This is a genomic window from Streptomyces sp. NBC_01508, from assembly GCF_045040315.1.
Taxonomy (GTDB): Bacteria; Actinomycetota; Actinomycetes; order Streptomycetales; family Streptomycetaceae; genus Streptomyces.
Map to the genome: position 1 here is coordinate 54,490 of NZ_CP109419.1, position 15,317 is coordinate 69,806.

General features: G+C 70.8%; 18 protein-coding genes and 1 pseudogene. 11 read left to right on the forward strand and 8 right to left on the reverse strand.

The features are described from left to right. Nucleotides 1-51: 51 nt before the first annotated feature. The 3 genes and pseudogenes from OG700_RS00290 to OG700_RS00300 form a co-directional block, all read right to left on the reverse strand. On the reverse strand, nucleotides 52-606 hold the full coding sequence (locus tag OG700_RS00290) for an AAA family ATPase (protein WP_405606995.1): 555 nt from the start codon (nucleotides 604-606) through the stop codon (nucleotides 52-54). A gap of 40 nt (nucleotides 607-646) precedes the next feature. Continuing rightward, a pseudogene (locus tag OG700_RS00295) lies at nucleotides 647-1,019 on the reverse strand (VOC family protein). Between the two features lie 179 nt (nucleotides 1,020-1,198). Next, nucleotides 1,199-1,456, reverse strand: coding sequence for a type B 50S ribosomal protein L31 (locus OG700_RS00300; protein WP_405606998.1), 258 nt, complete (start codon nucleotides 1,454-1,456; stop codon nucleotides 1,199-1,201). A gap of 178 nt (nucleotides 1,457-1,634) precedes the next feature. Between OG700_RS00300 and OG700_RS00305 the strand changes: the two genes are divergently transcribed. Together OG700_RS00305 and OG700_RS00310 are read left to right on the forward strand one after the other, a co-directional pair. Beyond that, nucleotides 1,635-2,228 carry a GNAT family N-acetyltransferase gene (locus OG700_RS00305; RefSeq protein WP_405607001.1) on the forward strand — a complete coding sequence of 198 codons (594 nt, stop codon included), beginning with the start codon at nucleotides 1,635-1,637 and terminating at the stop codon, nucleotides 2,226-2,228. A 39-nt stretch (nucleotides 2,229-2,267) separates the two neighbouring features. Next, on the forward strand, nucleotides 2,268-3,227 hold the full coding sequence (locus tag OG700_RS00310) for an aldo/keto reductase family oxidoreductase (RefSeq protein ID WP_405607004.1): 960 nt from the start codon (nucleotides 2,268-2,270) through the stop codon (nucleotides 3,225-3,227). Nucleotides 3,228-3,306: 79 nt separating this feature from the next. On the opposite strand, the gene OG700_RS00315 is transcribed toward OG700_RS00310, so the two are convergent. Further along, nucleotides 3,307-6,585 (reverse strand): LamG-like jellyroll fold domain-containing protein, encoded by a 3,279-nt coding sequence (locus OG700_RS00315; RefSeq protein ID WP_405607007.1) that lies wholly within the window; start codon nucleotides 6,583-6,585, stop codon nucleotides 3,307-3,309. A 304-nt stretch (nucleotides 6,586-6,889) separates the two neighbouring features. On the opposite strand from OG700_RS00315, the gene thrS reads away from it, so the two are divergent. The 6 genes from thrS to OG700_RS00345 all read left to right on the forward strand — a co-directional run bounded on the left by thrS (nucleotide 6,890) and on the right by OG700_RS00345 (nucleotide 10,926). After that, nucleotides 6,890-8,188 carry a threonine--tRNA ligase gene (gene thrS, locus OG700_RS00320; RefSeq protein WP_405607010.1) on the forward strand — a complete coding sequence of 433 codons (1,299 nt, stop codon included), beginning with the start codon at nucleotides 6,890-6,892 and terminating at the stop codon, nucleotides 8,186-8,188. Nucleotides 8,189-8,293: 105 nt separating this feature from the next. Beyond that, nucleotides 8,294-8,593, forward strand: coding sequence for an ATP-binding protein (locus OG700_RS00325; protein WP_405607013.1), 300 nt, complete (start codon nucleotides 8,294-8,296; stop codon nucleotides 8,591-8,593). Between the two features lie 68 nt (nucleotides 8,594-8,661). After that, entirely contained in the window at nucleotides 8,662-8,910 is a 249-nt protein-coding gene (locus OG700_RS00330; protein ID WP_405607016.1) for a hypothetical protein, read from the forward strand. A 68-nt stretch (nucleotides 8,911-8,978) separates the two neighbouring features. After that, nucleotides 8,979-9,650, forward strand: a complete 672-nt coding sequence (locus OG700_RS00335) for a CGNR zinc finger domain-containing protein (protein WP_405607019.1) — start codon at nucleotides 8,979-8,981, stop codon at nucleotides 9,648-9,650. Nucleotides 9,651-9,715: 65 nt separating this feature from the next. Beyond that, a complete protein-coding gene (locus tag OG700_RS00340) occupies nucleotides 9,716-10,591 on the forward strand; it encodes an alpha/beta fold hydrolase (RefSeq protein ID WP_405607022.1) in 876 nt (291 codons plus the stop codon). A 122-nt stretch (nucleotides 10,592-10,713) separates the two neighbouring features. Further along, on the forward strand, nucleotides 10,714-10,926 hold the full coding sequence (locus OG700_RS00345) for a hypothetical protein (protein WP_405607025.1): 213 nt from the start codon (nucleotides 10,714-10,716) through the stop codon (nucleotides 10,924-10,926). A gap of 60 nt (nucleotides 10,927-10,986) precedes the next feature. On the opposite strand, the gene OG700_RS00350 is transcribed toward OG700_RS00345, so the two are convergent. From OG700_RS00350 to OG700_RS00360, 3 genes are all read right to left on the reverse strand, one after another. Then, the gene (locus OG700_RS00350) at nucleotides 10,987-11,997 is read right to left on the reverse strand and encodes a D-cysteine desulfhydrase family protein (protein ID WP_405607028.1); all 1,011 of its coding nucleotides are present in this window, start codon (nucleotides 11,995-11,997) and stop codon (nucleotides 10,987-10,989) included. 58 nt (nucleotides 11,998-12,055) lie between these two features. Next, entirely contained in the window at nucleotides 12,056-12,505 is a 450-nt protein-coding gene (locus tag OG700_RS00355; protein WP_405607031.1) for a DNA-binding protein, read from the reverse strand. Nucleotides 12,506-12,588: 83 nt separating this feature from the next. Continuing rightward, a complete protein-coding gene (locus tag OG700_RS00360; RefSeq protein ID WP_405607034.1) occupies nucleotides 12,589-13,395 on the reverse strand; it encodes a polysaccharide deacetylase family protein in 807 nt (268 codons plus the stop codon). Nucleotides 13,396-13,851: 456 nt separating this feature from the next. Here OG700_RS00360 and OG700_RS00365 point away from each other — a divergent pair, with 456 nt between their 5' ends. Further along, a complete protein-coding gene (locus OG700_RS00365) occupies nucleotides 13,852-14,217 on the forward strand; it encodes a YkvA family protein (protein ID WP_405607037.1) in 366 nt (121 codons plus the stop codon). Nucleotides 14,218-14,289: 72 nt separating this feature from the next. On the opposite strand, the gene OG700_RS00370 is transcribed toward OG700_RS00365, so the two are convergent. Continuing rightward, nucleotides 14,290-14,781 (reverse strand): TetR family transcriptional regulator C-terminal domain-containing protein, encoded by a 492-nt coding sequence (locus tag OG700_RS00370; protein ID WP_405607040.1) that lies wholly within the window; start codon nucleotides 14,779-14,781, stop codon nucleotides 14,290-14,292. A gap of 86 nt (nucleotides 14,782-14,867) precedes the next feature. On the opposite strand from OG700_RS00370, the gene OG700_RS00375 reads away from it, so the two are divergent. Both OG700_RS00375 and OG700_RS00380 read left to right on the forward strand, forming a co-directional pair. Further along, on the forward strand, nucleotides 14,868-15,071 hold the full coding sequence (locus OG700_RS00375; protein WP_405607043.1) for a hypothetical protein: 204 nt from the start codon (nucleotides 14,868-14,870) through the stop codon (nucleotides 15,069-15,071). Beyond that, complete coding sequence (locus tag OG700_RS00380; RefSeq protein WP_405607046.1) at nucleotides 15,068-15,268, forward strand: hypothetical protein; 201 nt, start codon at nucleotides 15,068-15,070, stop codon at nucleotides 15,266-15,268. The genes OG700_RS00375 and OG700_RS00380 overlap by 4 nt, the downstream gene beginning before the upstream one ends. Nucleotides 15,269-15,317: the final 49 nt, after the last annotated feature.

Genomic DNA, 15,317 nt, shown 5'->3' on the forward strand with positions numbered 1-15,317 from the left:
GACGCGACCCGTACGCGACCGGGTCGGCCGCCAGTCGCGTACGGGTGCCGGTCAGTCCCGCTCGGTCGTGACGCGTGCGGCCGGGAGGTCGGCGAGGATCGCGGACACCGTCTCTTCCGGTGTCTGCCCGGTGGTGTCGAGCCAGCGGCCGATGCGCGGGGTCTGCGTGCGCAGGGCGTGGTCGAGCGCCTCCACGGTCCAGACGCCGTATCCGGTCTTCGGACGCGCGTCCTCCCTGCTCCGCACGGCCTCGACGGACGGCGTCAGCACGACGACGTACAGCGGACGGGTGCCGACCCTGGCGACGAACCGGCTCAGGTCCTGGCCGATGACGATGTCCTGGACGACGGCGGTCCATCCGTCGCTCGCGTACGTGTCGGCCACCGTCGCCGTGATCCGCAGGCGCAGGTCCAGCTGGGCCCTGGCCTCCGCGGTCTCCTCGGGCAGCAGCTCCTCGCGTCCCGAGACGAGCATGCGGCGGAAGGTGTCCCCACGGACGTGGGCCGCGCGTGGCAGCCGTTCCGCCAAGAGGCCGGCGACGGTGGACTTCCCCGAGGCCATCACGCCGGTGATCAGGACAACCGCGGAACGTAGTTCGGTACTCACTGGAACCTCTCGATCGGGGGCGGCGCCCCAGAGACGGCGCTCAGCCGTGACTCGTGTCGATGACGCAGAATCCGGTTGCCCTCGGGGTCGGCGAGGACGACGAGGTCCGGGTCGTCTGGATAGCGGTCCCAGTCGACGCGTTCGGCCCCCAGGGACACCAGGCGTGCCACTTCCGCGGCCTGCTCGGCGGCGTCGCTCGCGTAGAGGTCGAGGTGGACGCGGGGGTGCTCCTGGACCGGAACCGTACTGAGCCCGAGGGACAGGCCCGGCCCCGGACCGCCGGCGGGGACGAGGACGACCCAGTCGTCCGCCGGCTCGCCGTCGCGCGGGACGTAGTCCAGCGCCCGGCACCAGAACGCGGCGGCGCGCCGCACGTCACAGGCGCCCATGACAACGGACCCGATGCTGATCATGAGGTGATGGTGCCAGAGACCTCGGGCGATGATCAATTGGTTTTGCCCGTCGCGGCAGGCACGCTCCGGCCGTGGGACGGGCCGTGGGACGGCAGGGGAAGACCCCGGTGACGTGATCAGTTGATCGCGCTACCGGGGTCCATGGTCTCCGTCTTCGCGCCGACGCTTCCCGGTGCGGCTCATCCGCGTTTCGCGGCGTCGCCGTAACGGCGCTCGAAGCGCTCCACACGGCCCGCGGTGTCAAGAACCTGCGAGTTACCGGTGTAGAAGGGGTGGCTCGCCGATGATGTCTCGACGTCGATGACGGGGTACTTCCGCCCGTCGTCCCACTCAATGGTCTTGTCCGATTCCGCGGTCGACCGCGTCAGAAACGCGACGTCGGCGGCGCGGTCCCGGAAAACAACCGGACGGGAGACGGGGTGGATACGAGACTTCATATGTGATCCCTTCCTGTCGCCGGTCCAGAGGTCTGTTTCGGCCCCCGGTATCCCCTACAACGGCGGGGGGAGACGGGATATTCCACTGAATTCCGTCTCTCCACCGGTCGCCGACAAACCGGTAGTTGGCCTGTACCCGCCCCCGACTGACCAGGCGTTCCGGTGATATTCTCGATATATGGCTGACCGAATACATCGGGTCGTTATCGAAGGCTCCCGGATCAGTACTCCCCGGTTGACCCTTCGACCGTGGGCGCCGGGCGACGCCGACGCCGCGCTGCCGGTCTACGGCGTGGACGAGGTGTCCCGGTGGCTCGCCCCGGCGCTGGAGCCCGTGTCGGATCTCGCCTCGATGGAACGCCTGATCGAACGGTGGGTGGCCGAGTCGGTCACCCTCGAACCTCCCCAGGGCCGGTGGGCCATCTCCCTGCGCGAGACCGGTCAGCTCGTCGGCGGCGTGGCGCTGCTGCCGCTCCCCCCGTTCGGCAGCGATCTGGAGATCGGCTGGCAGCTGGCCCCCGACGTATGGGGGCAGGGGCTGGCCGCGGAGGCGGGTCACGCCGTGGCGCATCAGGCTTTCGAGTCGAACGCCGGGGTGGAGGAGCTGTTCGCGGTGGTACGGCCCCGGAACAGCCGAGGCGCGGCGACGGCCCGGCGGGTCGGGATGGAGTGGGTCGGCGAGACGGAGAAGTATTACAACTTGCAGTTGCAGGTCTACCGTCTGCGCAAGGGCGACCTCGACGCGAGCGGTCCCACCGCGGCCATGCGATAGGTCGGCCGCGCGCCGTGCCGGCCGCCGTAGGGTGAGCGCGTGACAGAGGAAGCGGAGACCACGAACGGCGACCGGCTCATCTACGGCTGTATGGGGCTCGGCGGGGGCTGGGACACCACGCCCTACGGCCCGGCGGACATCGACGCCGCCGAGGCGGCGGTCGAAGCGGCGCTGGACAGCGGGATCACCACGTTCGACCACGCCGACATCTACCGGCACGGGAAGGCGGAGGCCGTCTTCGGCGAAGTCCTCAGCCGCACCCCGGGGTTGCGGGAGCGAGTCGTCGTCCAGACGAAGTGCGGCATCCGGCTCGCCGAGGGCGACCGGCCCGGCATCTACGATCTGCGGTCGGCGAGCATCGTACGGCGCGTCGAGGAGAGCCTGACCAGGCTGCGTACGGATGTCATCGACGTCCTGCTCCTGCACCGGCCCGACCCGCTCGCCGACCCGGACGACATCGCGAGTGCCCTCACCTCGCTCCACGAGCAGGGGCTCGTACGGCGGTTCGGTGTGTCGAACATGGGCGGCGCGCAGATCGAGCGGTTGCGGGCGGCGCTCGAACTCCCGCTGGTGGCCAACCAGTTGGAGATGAGCCTGGCCCGGCGGGACTGGGTGGAGGCGGGGGTGCTGGTCAACACCCCGCAGGCGGCCGACGGCGGCTATCCGCTCGGGACGACGGAGTACTGCCGGGCGAACGGGATCGGCGTCCAGGCGTGGGGAGCCCTCGCGCAGGGCCGTTACACGGGCCGTCAGGAGACCCCGGACGAGCGGGCGGCGGCGCGGCTCGTCGCCTCGCTGGCCGAGGCGAAGAACACCACACCGGAGACCATTCTGCTGTGGTGGCTGCAACGGCACCCGGCCCGGATCGCACCGGTCGTCGGCAGCGCGCGGCCCGAACGCATCCGCGCCTGCGCCGACGCGGCCGTCCGGGAACCGGAACTCACCCACGAGGAGTGGTACGACCTGTGGCTGACGGCGCGCGGCGCGCCGCTGCCCTGACCGGGGCGGTCCCCCCAAGTACGTGTGGTTACCGGCGAGTTGATCGGCTCGCCGGGGACCACAGCGCTGTCCGGCCGCGTCAGCGCGGCAGTTCCTCCTCGTTCAGGCGCTTGACCTGATCGTCCGTCAGCGCCTTGTCGTAGACGGTCACTTGGTCGATCGACCCGTTCCAGAAGTCGCCCTTGGCGCCGTCGTACTTGGCGCGGCCGAGCGACAGTGGTCCGGTGCTCACATCGACGGGACCGGCCGCCGCGGTCGCGACCGGTGCGCCGTCGACGTACAGCGTGATGTCGTCGGACGCCGAGTCACGGACCCCGACGAGGTGGTACCAGCGGTCCGTCTCCGGTTCGATCTCCAGTCGCGCTCGGTTGCCGCCGGGGGTGCTGAACGCGAACGCCCCCTGGCCGTACTGGAGATAGAACGGATTCTCCGTGCGCCGTCCGTCCTGGCTCACCGCTGTCGCGTAGTTGCCGGGGAGCGCGTCGAGGGTGACCCAGGCCGACACCGAGTAGCTCTTGGTGGTGTCGAGCACCGGTCCTTCGGTCTGCGCGTACTGGCCCTCGCCGTCGAAGGCCAGTGCCGTGCCGCTGACGCCCGGTGCCCAGGTGGAGCCGCCGACGAGGCCGAGGCTGCTGCCGTTCGGGCCCTTGTCCCGGGCGGTGGTGCCCTTGCCCTCGTCCAGCGGCCAGTGTCCGCCGCCGCTCAGCTCGTCGCGTTCGCCCGCCTCGGCGCCGGCCTCGATGACCTTCAGGTTGATGGCGCGTACGCGCGCCGGGTCGACCTTGAGCTGCCGGCGGTCGTAGGTGTAGAAGCCGTTGAGTTCGTTCTCCAGGTCGCTGACCTGGGTGTAGACGGAGCCGGACAGTTCGGCGTTCGCCGCTTCGAGGTAGAAGTCCGTGGTGTTCTGGACGTACTTCGCGGTGAGTGCGTCCTTGTCGGCGACTCCGCTGTAGATCGCGGCGGGCACCCCGGGCCACATGTGCCCCGGGGTGCGGAGCGTGAAGCCGCCGTGCTCGCCGTCCATCGCGGCGCGGTGGTCGGGGAAGGGGGCGTCGTTGTTGACGTAGTCGTGGTGGTCGATGATCTCGCCCTTGCCCGAATCCCCCTTGGAGGAGCAGCAGTTGACGCCACTGTGGGCGTTGACGATGCGGGAGGGGTCGGTCTGCTTCACCGATTCGGCGATCCGTCCGGTCTCCTCACGGTTCCACTCGCCCCAGCCCTCGTTGAAGACGATCCAGCCGATGACGGAGGGCGAGTTGTGCAGTTGCCGCATCATCTGCTTGCCCTCGGCGACGAAGGTGCGCTGTCCCGCCTCGCTGACGATGTCGCTGGAGACGAAGTCCTGCCAGACGAGCAGGCCGAGCTTGTCGGCGTGGTGGTAGAAGCGGGCCGACTCGACCTTGATGTGCTTGCGTACGGCGTTGAAGCCGAGCTTCTTCTGCGCTTCGAGGTCGAACTTGAGGGCCGCGTCGCTGGGTTGGGTGTAGAGGCCGTCGGGCCAGAAGCCCTGGTCCAGCATGGCGAGGGAGAAGAGCGGCTTCCCGTTGAGTACGAGTTTCTGGTAGCCGCCGACCTTCTCGATGCCGACGGACCGCATGCCGAAGTAGCTGTCGACGGTGTCGGTGGACCGGCCGTCGGTGAGGGTGACATCGAGGTCGTACAGGTAGGGGTCGTCCGGGGTCCAGAGCCGCTGGTTCTTGATCGGAAGGCGCAGTTCGGTGCCGGGACGGCCGCTGACCGTCGAGACGATTCTGCCCCGGGCGTCGCGTGCGACGGCCCTGACCTTGGCATCGGGTGAGGCCTTGGCGGAGTTGACGGTGACGGCGAGGCTGCGGGAGTCGATGTCGGGCGTGGTGACGAGTTCGTCGACGGCCGCGGTGGCGACCGGCTCCATCCACACGGTCTGCCAGATGCCGGACGACTGGGTGTAGACGATGCCGCCGGGGTCGGTGGACTGTTTGCCCATCGGCTGGTCGGGACCGTTGGTGTCGGCGACGGCGACGACGATCTCCTGCGGGCCCTTGCCGCCGTTCTTCAGCGCGTCGGTGATGTCGGCGCTGAACGCCGTGTAACCGCCGGTGTGTTGGGTGACCTGGGTGCCGTTGACCCAGACGCGGGTCGCGTAGTCGACGGCGTCGAAGTTGAGCTTGAGCCGCTTGCCCGTGCCGACCTTCCAGTCCTGGGGGACGGTCACGAGCTTGCGGTAGAACATGTGGTCCTCGTGGCGTTCGAGGCCGGAGAGCTGCGACTCGACCGGGAACGGCACGATGATCTTCTCGTCCAGGTCCTTGCCGAAGACGGGCTTCTCGTCCTTCTCGGCGCCCGCGAACTGCCAAGGCCCGTTCAGGTTCTTCCAGTTGTCGCGCACCTGCTGCGGACGGGGGTACTCGGGCAGCGGGTTGTTCCGGTCGACCTTGTCGCCCCACTCGGTGGTGAGCCGGTGCGTGGATTCGTTGGCCGACGTGCGCATGATCTCCGGCACCGTCTCGCCGCCGACCTGGAGGCCGCCCTGACCGTCGTAACGGAAGCCGACCCGCTGGTCCTTCTGGACCGGCGCCTTCAGCGTGACGGTCAACGAGTTGGGGTCACCTGGGGTGCGGGCGACGGAGGAGAGCGGCATCGGTGTGGTGTCGACCTCGACCTTCAGATGGTCCTTGAGCGCCGCGACCGTGCCGCCGACCTCGTCCTCGAAGGTCGCGCGGAGCCGGCGGCCGTCCTGACCGACCGTCAGCGAGACCGGGTACACCTCGAATCCGGCGGGCGGGGTGAACGCTGACTCGGGGACGATCTGCTTCCCGGTCCCGGCCCCCGACCAGCGCAGGAACATGTTCGCGCCGCCGGTGTCCTGGAACATCTCGACCCGGATGTCCTGCGGCTCCCCGGCGGTCAGCGTGACCGGTTCGCTGGTCTGCTCCTTGTCCCAGTCCGGCTCCCAGTGGTCGATCACCACCTTGTCGCCGATCCACACCCGGAAGCCGTTGTCACCGGTCGCGTAGAACGTGTAGTCGCCGCTCGCGGGGGCCTCGATCCGGCCGGTCCAGCGGGCGGTGGTGTGCTCGGTGCGGCCGGTCAGGGACTCGAACGTCGTGGCCAGGCCCGGGAATTCGATCTGCGGGTCGAGGGCCACTCCCCCGAGGTCGGCGAAGTCCCGCGCGCCGGGCGCGGACATGCTGAAGTACTCGCCCTTGAGACCGCGCACGTCCTTCGCCGCCGGGGCGGCGGCGGACGGCACGTCGGCGGACGGGGCGCCGGCGGCCGTCGCGGCCGGGGCGAACCCGCTCGTCGGCAGCAGCAGGGCGACCGCGAGCAGCAGCGAACGGAGCAGTGGGCGGGAGCGGGTGGCGGGCTTTCGTCTCATGGATGTCCTCGGTGTCCTCGCGCGGGCGGGGGCGGAAGGGTCTTCGTACCGTCGTCATTACAACGGTTATTACAACGTTGGAAAGAGTGCGCAGCGGAATGACAGCACGCCTGCTCGACAGGTGTCCAGAGGTACGACAGAAGGCGTTCGCGGGACGCCGGGCGCAAATGCGTTGCCGTGGAGGCGGGTTCGGCTCTACCGTCGACCCCATGAAGCGTGCCGCCATGACGACGACGCCGGAGAGTGTCCCGGCGCGCTGACTGCTGATCCAGTCCGAAGCCCCGGGGCGAGTGCCCCGGGGCTCATGTCTGTCCGGCCACGCGGTCACTCGCTCCACGCAAGCGAGGAGACCCCCATGCACGACCACCGCAGACTCGGCCGCGAGCTGGGCCTGTTCGACACCGATCCGCTGATCGGCGCCGGCCTGCCGTACTGGCTGCCGGACGGCGCGACCGTACGGCACGCCCTGGAGGAGTACATCCGGGGCGTCGAGCGGCGCGCGGGCTACCGGCACGTGTACTCACCGGTGCTGGGCAAGCGGGAGTTGTACGAGATCTCCGGGCACTGGTCGCACTACAGCGACGACATGTTCCCGCCGATGGATCTCGGCGGGGAGCAGTTCGTCCTGCGCCCGAGCCTGTGCCCGCACCATGCGCTGATCTACCGGTCCCGCGCCCACAGCTACCGTGAACTTCCGTTGCGGATGGCTGAGTTGGGCGCCATGTACCGCTCCGAGCTGTCCGGCGTGCTGGGCGGTCTGAGCCGCGTACGGGCCATCCACCTCAACGACGCGCACATCTTCTGCACAGTGGACCAGGTGGCCGATGAGGCGCGGGCGGCGCTGGAGCTGATCCGGCGGGCGTACGACGCGCTCGGCATCCGCCCGGCGCGCTTGCGGCTGTCGCTGCCGGGACCCGGCGGAAAGTACGTCGCCGATCCGGCGCTGTGGGAGCGGTCGGCGGCGCTGCTGACCGGTGTCCTCGACAGCTCGGGCGTCGCGTACGAGGCGGTGGCGGGCGAGGCGGCGTTCTACGGCCCGAAGATCGATGTGCAGATCGCCGACGAGGCCGGGCGCGAGTCGACCCTGTCCACCGTCCAGGTCGACTTCCACCAGCCCGAGCGGTTCGATCTGCGCTACATCGGGGCCGACGGTGCCAGACACCGGCCGGTGATGATCCACCGCAGTGTCATCGGCAGCGTGGAGCGGGCTGTCGCGCATCTCGTGGAGCAGCACGGCGGCGCCTTTCCGCCGTGGCTCGCGCCGACCCAGCTCGTGGTCCTGCCCGTCTCCGACACCGAACTCCCGCAGGCCGCCCGGCTCGTGGCGCGGTGTGCCGCGCGAGGGCTGCGGGCGGAGTTGTCGGGGCCGGAGCACGGCACTCTGGGCGCCCGGGTCAGGGCAGCCAGGCTGGTGCCGTACCAGGCGGTGATCGGCGCGAGGGAGGCGGCCGGGGACTCGGTCGCGCTGCGCCTGCGGGACGGGCGGCGGATGGACGCCCTGCCGGCCGCCGAACTGCCGTCCCGTATCGGTGCGCTGGTCGGCGCGTACGGCACCGGTCTGTGGGACGAGGAGGGCGGCGGCGGGGCCGTACGGCACGACTGATCCGCCGGGTCTGAAGCCGGACGCGGCGGGCACGCTTGCCCTGAACGCGGCACAAGCGACGCACACATGAGGTGAACGCGCACGAACGGCACGAGGATCACCGATGTGACCTCCGCACCGGGCGTGGTGAGCGGCGACGGTCCGGCGGGAATCCACGAGGCCCGCGACACCGCCCGGGTCTTCACCGGCGGCCTCACTCCGGCACCGGGCTCCGGCGCGGTCGACAGCGTCGTCCTGATGGTGTCCGAGCTGGTCACCAACGCGCTGCGGCACGGCGGCGGCCGGTACTCGCTCGAACTGTCCGCCGGAACCGTGTCCGTGTCCGGGGCCGAACCCCGCCCCGGTTCCGGACACGGACGCGGACGCGGACGCGGCAAGACGATCTACGCGGTGCTCCCTCGGTAGGGACTGTCCGCCGGAGGCCGAGGGCGGTGGCCACGTGTCCGGCTGGTGATCTTGGGTATTCGGGCCTCATGTTGAAACACCGACGTATCCGGATCCTGTTGGTCCTGCTGGTGAGTTGGGCCGCGACGGCCGGGGTGGAGCGGTTCGGCGGGGAGCTGCCGTGGCCGACGGCCGCCGCGCACGCACTGCTGTGGGCGGTGCTGGTCGCGTTCGTCTGGTGGTTCGCGGAGTGGACCCAGGTGCAGCGGCGACGCCCCGATCGGACCACGACCGATGCCGTGTCCGGCCGATCGCACCCCGTCGACCGTCGACGCTGACACCCGCAGCCGGATTCACATGCTTACCCCGCTCGACAACCATTAGATTCCGCATTACTCTCGTACGCATGGAGAGCATTCGGCCCGTTACGTCCGACCCAACGCCCCCGACAGCGGCCCCGCTGCTGGGTGAGCCCCTGCCGGTCGAGTTCATGAACACGATCTGGGCCGACCGGGACGGCGTACACGACGAGCTGGCGCATCCCGAAGGTCTCGCGGCCTGGCTGCGTGGCGTGCGATCGCGCCTCCCGGCGGCCGAGGGCCTGTCCTTCGCGCGGCTGCCGGAACCATCGGCCGACGAACTCCGACGGTTCCGGCAACTGCGGGACGCGCTGCGCCACCTCGCCGCCGTCACGACCGGCGACTCGCGGGACTCGCGGGGCACCGTCTCCGGGGTCGCGTCCGATGCGGCGGCGGTCGCCGCCGTCAACGAGTGCTGCGCGTACGCGCCCTCCTGGTCCGCCCTGGAGTGGACCGGAGACGACGGGCCGACCCGTACGGCCGCCACGAACGACACCGCGACCGCGTGGATCCTGTCGCGTGTCGCGGAGGACGGCGTACGGCTCTTCGCCGGGCCCGGCAGGACCGAACTGCGGGCCTGCCACGGTCCCCGCTGTGTGCTGTATTTCGTGCGCTCCCATCCACGCCGCGAGTGGTGTTCCGCCGATTGCGGCAACCGCGCCCGTGTCGCCCGGCACTACCGGCGCCACCGCGGCACCGACGAGTCGGCGAAGGCGTGAGCCCACGCCTGCCCACCCGGGCCGCCCCATCCACCCTGCCCGCCTGACAACATACGGAGTCCGTCATGGTCGACGTCCATCACCGCTACGCGACAGTCCAGGGCCGACAGCTGTTCTACCGGGAGGCGGGCCCGGCCGACGCGCCCGTACTCGTCCTGCTGCACGGCTTCCCCACCAGTTCGTTCATGTTCCGCCATCTCATCCCGGAACTGGCGGACCGCTACCACGTCATCGCCCCCGACCTCCTCGGCTTCGGACTGTCCGACGCGCCCTCCGTCGAAGAGTTCGACTACACCTTCGACGCCCTCGCCGATCTCACCGCACGGCTGCTCGCCGACCTCGGAGTGTCCCGGTATGCCGTCTACGTCCAGGACTACGGCGCCCCGATCGGCTGGCGTCTGGCGCTCAGGGCCCCGGACGCGATCACCGCGATCATCACGCAGAACGGGAACGGCTACGAGGCGGGCCTCGTCGAGAGCTTCTGGGAGCCCGCCCAGGCCTATTGGCGCGAACAGACCCCCGAGACGGCGGACGCCGTCCGCGAAGCCGTCAGCCTGGACACCATCAAGTGGCAGTATCTGCACGGCGTCGCGGACCCGAGCCTGGTCAGCCCCGACACCTGGCAGCACGACCACGCCCTCGTCTCGCGCCCCGGCAACGACCGCGTCCAGCTGAAGCTGCTGCTCGACTACGCCACCAACCTGGCGCTCTATCCGTCCCTGCACGCGTATCTGCGTGATCGCCGGCCTCCGCTGCTGGCCGTCTGGGGCAGGAACGACGAGATCTTCGGGCCGGCGGGCGCCCGCGCGTTCGCCGACGATGTGCCCGACGCACAGGTGCACCTCCTCGACGGAGGCCACTTCCTGCTCGAAAGCGCGCTGGACGAGGTCACCGAGCTGATCCGGGCGTTCCTCGCGAAGGCGGAGCTGCCCGCCGGCTGACCAACGGGACATCGCCGTCGCGTCGTTCCGGCGCGATGTCCGATTCCCGCCGGCGGGGGGAGAGCTCCGGGCGGCACTCTCGACAGTGCTACGAGAGTGCCGCCCGGAGAGGCGGAGAGACGATGAAGACCATCAACCGGGCAGCTGGGATCGGCGATCGCGTCGCCGCGCGGGACTGGGCCGCGATCACCGGTGATCTCGACGCGTACGGCAACGCCCTCACCGCCCGGCCGCTCCTCGCCCCCGCCGAGTGCCGCGCCGTCACCACGCTGTACGACGACGGCGAGCGGTTCGTACGACCGTCGACCTGGCCCGCGCGCCCGGACGCCGCGTGAGCCCGTTCGCCGACGACGTGGACCCCGCCGACCCGGGCGGGCGTTCGGTCCGGTGTGTCCTCAGGTGCTCAACGGGTCGCCGTCGACGGCCAGTTCGGCCGCCGCCCGGTCGAGGGTCGCCCGGTGGCCGAAGAGGCCGGGCAGGCCGCCCGAGTGCAGGAAGACCGTGCGCCGGCCCGGTGTGATCTCGCCGGCCTCGACCGCGGCCGTCAGTCCGGCCAGCGCGCGGCCGGTGTAGATGGGGTCGAGCACCATGCCCTCGGTGCGGGCCGCCAGCGTGAGGGCGGTCATGACCGGTTCGGTGAGCGCGGAGTAGCCGGATCCGACCTGGTCGAGGCGGATACGCAGGTCGTCCGGCGGACAGGGCGTACCGGAGAGACCGGAGACCAGGTCCGATACGACGCGGCCCGGATCGGCGACGGCTCCGACGTGGACACCCAGCACCCGCTCGGGTCCCAGTGCCCCGACCAGCCCCGCCATGGTGCCCCCGGAGCCGAGCGCGACCACCACCGTCGCCATGTCGGGTACCTGGTCGAGGAGTTCCTGGCCGCACTCGACGTAACCGCGGGCGCCGAGCACGCTGGAGCCGCCGAAGGGGATCAGCGCGGGGACGGCCCCCCGGTCGCGCAGCGTGCCCGCCACATGCCGGGCGGTGGAGGCGAGTTCGTCCCTGCCGACACCGCCGGCCCACACCACCCGTGCGCCGAACAGGCCGTCGAGCGTGAGATTGCCGGACTCGGACGAACCGGGCTCGCCGGCCAGCACGAGGACGACGTCGAGTCCGAGCCGGGCGCCCGCCGCCGCGGTGAGGCGCGCGTGGTTGCTCTGCGGCGCCCCGGTCGTCACCAGGACCGTGGCACCGTCGGCCAGTGCGGTTCCGCAGGTCCACTCCAGCTTGCGGACCTTGTTGCCACCGCCGCCGAGGCCGGTGAGATCGTCGCGTTTGACCCACAGGTCGTCGGCGCCGAGGCCGAGTGCGCGGGCCAGTCGCGGCATCGGTTCGAGCGGGGTCGGCCAGCTGCCGAGAGGGGTACGGGACGGCTGCCCGTCGCCCGTGGAAAGGGTCACCATGGCTCCACTCTGCCCGCTCGCCCGCGCCACGGCGCACCCGACGCACTGTCCCGCCGGTCTACTCGATGTCCTGGTCGGCGGCCGTGCGCCCGACCAGTCGTTCGTAGCGCTGGCGGGCGGCCTGCGGGGTGCCGAGGCCGAGGCCGAAGGCGATCTCCTGCCAGGTCATGCCCCGGCCCCGCGCCATCTGGAGGAGTCCCGCTTCCAGTTCGTCCATGTCCCCGCGGGCGCGCGGCACGAGGCTCAGCGCCGCGGTGACGTCGGCGTGGTCCACCTCGGGCTCACCCTCTTCCGGCTTCGCCGCCCCGCTGAGCAGGAACGACACGAGCCTGACGGCTTCGTGCGGCGCGATGACGGACGGATGCGCCTGCCGGCGGCGCTGCGCCTGCGTGGCCGCGTGCCGCTCGGCGATACGGAACAGGGAAGCGTGCACGCGATGTGCGCGGGCCTGGTCCGGGTGCGGCGCGGTGAAGGGATCGGAGGCGTGCTGACCGGGAGTCGATGACATGCCCACCAGCATGGTTCGACTCACGTATCGATGTCAACCGATCGTGTTGAACATCTTGTTCATCACCTCTCCCGGCCGGAGGCTCAGGGGCGGTACACCTCGCCGGGCTTCGGGACCGCCGGGGCGAACAACTGCGGAACGGTGACGAACGTGAAGCCGCGCTTCTTCAGCTTCTCGATGATCCCGGGCACGGCGGGAACCGTCCCGTCGTAGATGTCGTGGAGCAGGATGATCCCGTCGGCGGAGGCGTCGTCGAGGATGCGGCGCTCGATGAGGGCGGAGTCGGTCGTGGAGTAGTCCTTGGCGGTGGCGCTCCACAGGACCTGCGACAGACCGAGTTCGCGGGAGACGTCGGTGACGTCGCCGTTGGTACGGCCCTGCGGCGGGCGCATCAGCGTCGGCTCGTCTCCGGTGATCTTCGTGATGGCGTCCTGCGTCCGGGAGAGTTCCTCGCGTATCTCCGCCGGGGCGAGATCGGTCAGTATGCGGTGGCTCCAGGTGTGGTTGGCGACCTCGTGCCCTTCGTCGGCGATGCGCCGGACGGTGTCGGGATGAGCCAGTACGTGATTCTTGCCCAGCAGGAAGAAGGTGGCCGGCGCCTTCTCCTCCTTGAGGATGTCCAGCAGCCGGGGTGTGTCCTTGGCGGGGCCGGCGTCGAAGGTGAGGGCGATGCACTTGGACTTGGCGCAGTCGACCGAGCCATAACGCCCCTTGCCGTCACCTCCCGCGTCCGCCCTGGCCGAGGCCGGTGAGACGGTCTGCGTCCCGCAGCCGGCGAGGGTCAGGGCGAGGGCCGCGACGGCGGCGAGGGCGGCGGCGGCCGTACGGCGCACGCGGGCGGCCGGGGCGTTTTCGGGCAGGGCGGAGCTGGGCGTGGCGGTTCTGGGCATGGCGGAGCTCTCTCTGTGTTCTCGCGGCGATCGCCGCGCACAGCCGCACGGCCGGGCGGGCACGACGGGGTCCGCCCCGGTGCCTCGCGGTGGTCCGTGCGAGCGGGGTTGCGCGGGAAGGAGGTGGTGCGGGATGGGGGTGGGTGGCGCTTGTCGCGCGGAGGAAGGGCAGCCCCTCGGAAGGGCGGGTGCTTACATCCGGCGCCCGTCACCGTGAGCGGGCGCGGGGTCGGCCGGCTGGAGCCGGGCAGGGCATAACGTGCCAGGCCAGGCGGGGTCCCATGACATGCCGATCACTATACACACGCTGTATACCCGGGGCGTATAGAGGTCCGGAAACCGACCCCGGGAACGCGGCAATACGGTGAACACGCCCAATTCGCACGTGGGAGTGCCCCGTTGGGGGAACACGCTCGGGGACAGGCAAGGCCCTCGCCCCAGGAGGCCACGGAAACGATGGACGCCAACCTCACGGTCGCCCTGGCCGTCGCCGCCGTCGCGATCGTCGCGATGCTCGCCGCGACGATCGTTCTTCTCGTCAAGGTCTTCCGGACCCGCGCGCTGCTGCGCGAGGCCGGGGTGCCGCTGAGCAACCGCGCCGCGTACTGGGGAGCCCTCATCTACGTGATGAGCCCCGTCGACCTGCTGCCCGACCCGGTCTACCTCGACGACATCGGTGTCCTGCTGCTCGCCCTGCGGTCCCTGCACGCGGCTTCGGCCGGTGCGGCGGCCCGCGCCGGGTCGTACGGCCGGGAACGCGCGGGATCGCGGACGAGCAGCGCTCGTCCGCGATCCGTCGGCTCCCGGCGAAGAACGTCGTAAGACCTGCCCGGTGTCAGCCGATCCGGTGGACCGGCCGGGTGTTCAACTCGTGGCGCGCCGACGATCCCCAGCTCACCGGCGGCCACCGTGACAGCACACCCCGCGTCCACTCACCCCGCCGCCAGCCGCGACAACTGGTGATCGATGAGCGCGGTCACCTCCTCGGCCGTGAGGTGGCCGAGCAGTACCGCGTCGCCCAGCCCGCCGACGAGGGCCAGGAGCAGGTCCGCCCTCGCGTACGGGGTCCAGGTCCGCGGCGAATTCGCCGGCCGCCCGGGCGCTCGCGATCACCGAGGCGAGGAGGTCGCGGAGTTGCGCGTGCCCTGCGCGGAAGCGCTCGGCGATCTCCGGGTCCTTGAGGGATCGCAGCAGGAACGCGTTGGCCACCAGGGCCTCGGTGCGACTCCGCTCGTCAACCGGGAGCAGCGCGAGGAGTGTGGCGCGCACGCTGGGCGGGCCGGTGGTGACGCCCGTCGCGACCCGGGTCTCGACCCGCCCCTCGTTCCTGCGCTGGATCTCCGACGACGCCCCGGTGGAGGCCGGCGACCCCGTCGCGACCGTCATCGACGCGGGTATGCGCACGTTCCGTATCGCGCTGCCCGTCCCGGCCGTGTTCACCGACGCACAACTGCGATCGGCCCGTGCCCCCGGTGCTCACGCTGATCGCGGGTCGCAGCGTGATGCACGACGCCCGCCGGGCCGCAGCGCGAGCGCGCGACCTGCTGCCGGACGTACGCGCCGAGCTCTGGCCGACGGCAACGCACGCCATTGCGGGAGAGGACGCGACCAAGGTCAACGCCCGCATGGGGGAGTTATTCACCGAGGTCGAGCAGCGCGGCGAGGTGCCGCGGTGACTGAGCGTGGAGATCCGGCGGAGGACCGGCGGGACGCCGGCGACCGTCGACTGGACCCCGGCGCCCGACGGCGGGCTGTCCAGGGCACCACCGCGCCGCCCTCCGCGCGGGCGATCATTCGTGCGGTGCGCGCCCGGCAAGTCCTCGAAGCCGGCATCATCGGCGAGTTCGGCCGCATGTGGTCGAACTCCGCCTGAGTCGACGGAAGTTCACGCACCTGCCGGATGCTCATTCAGCCGTCCCGCA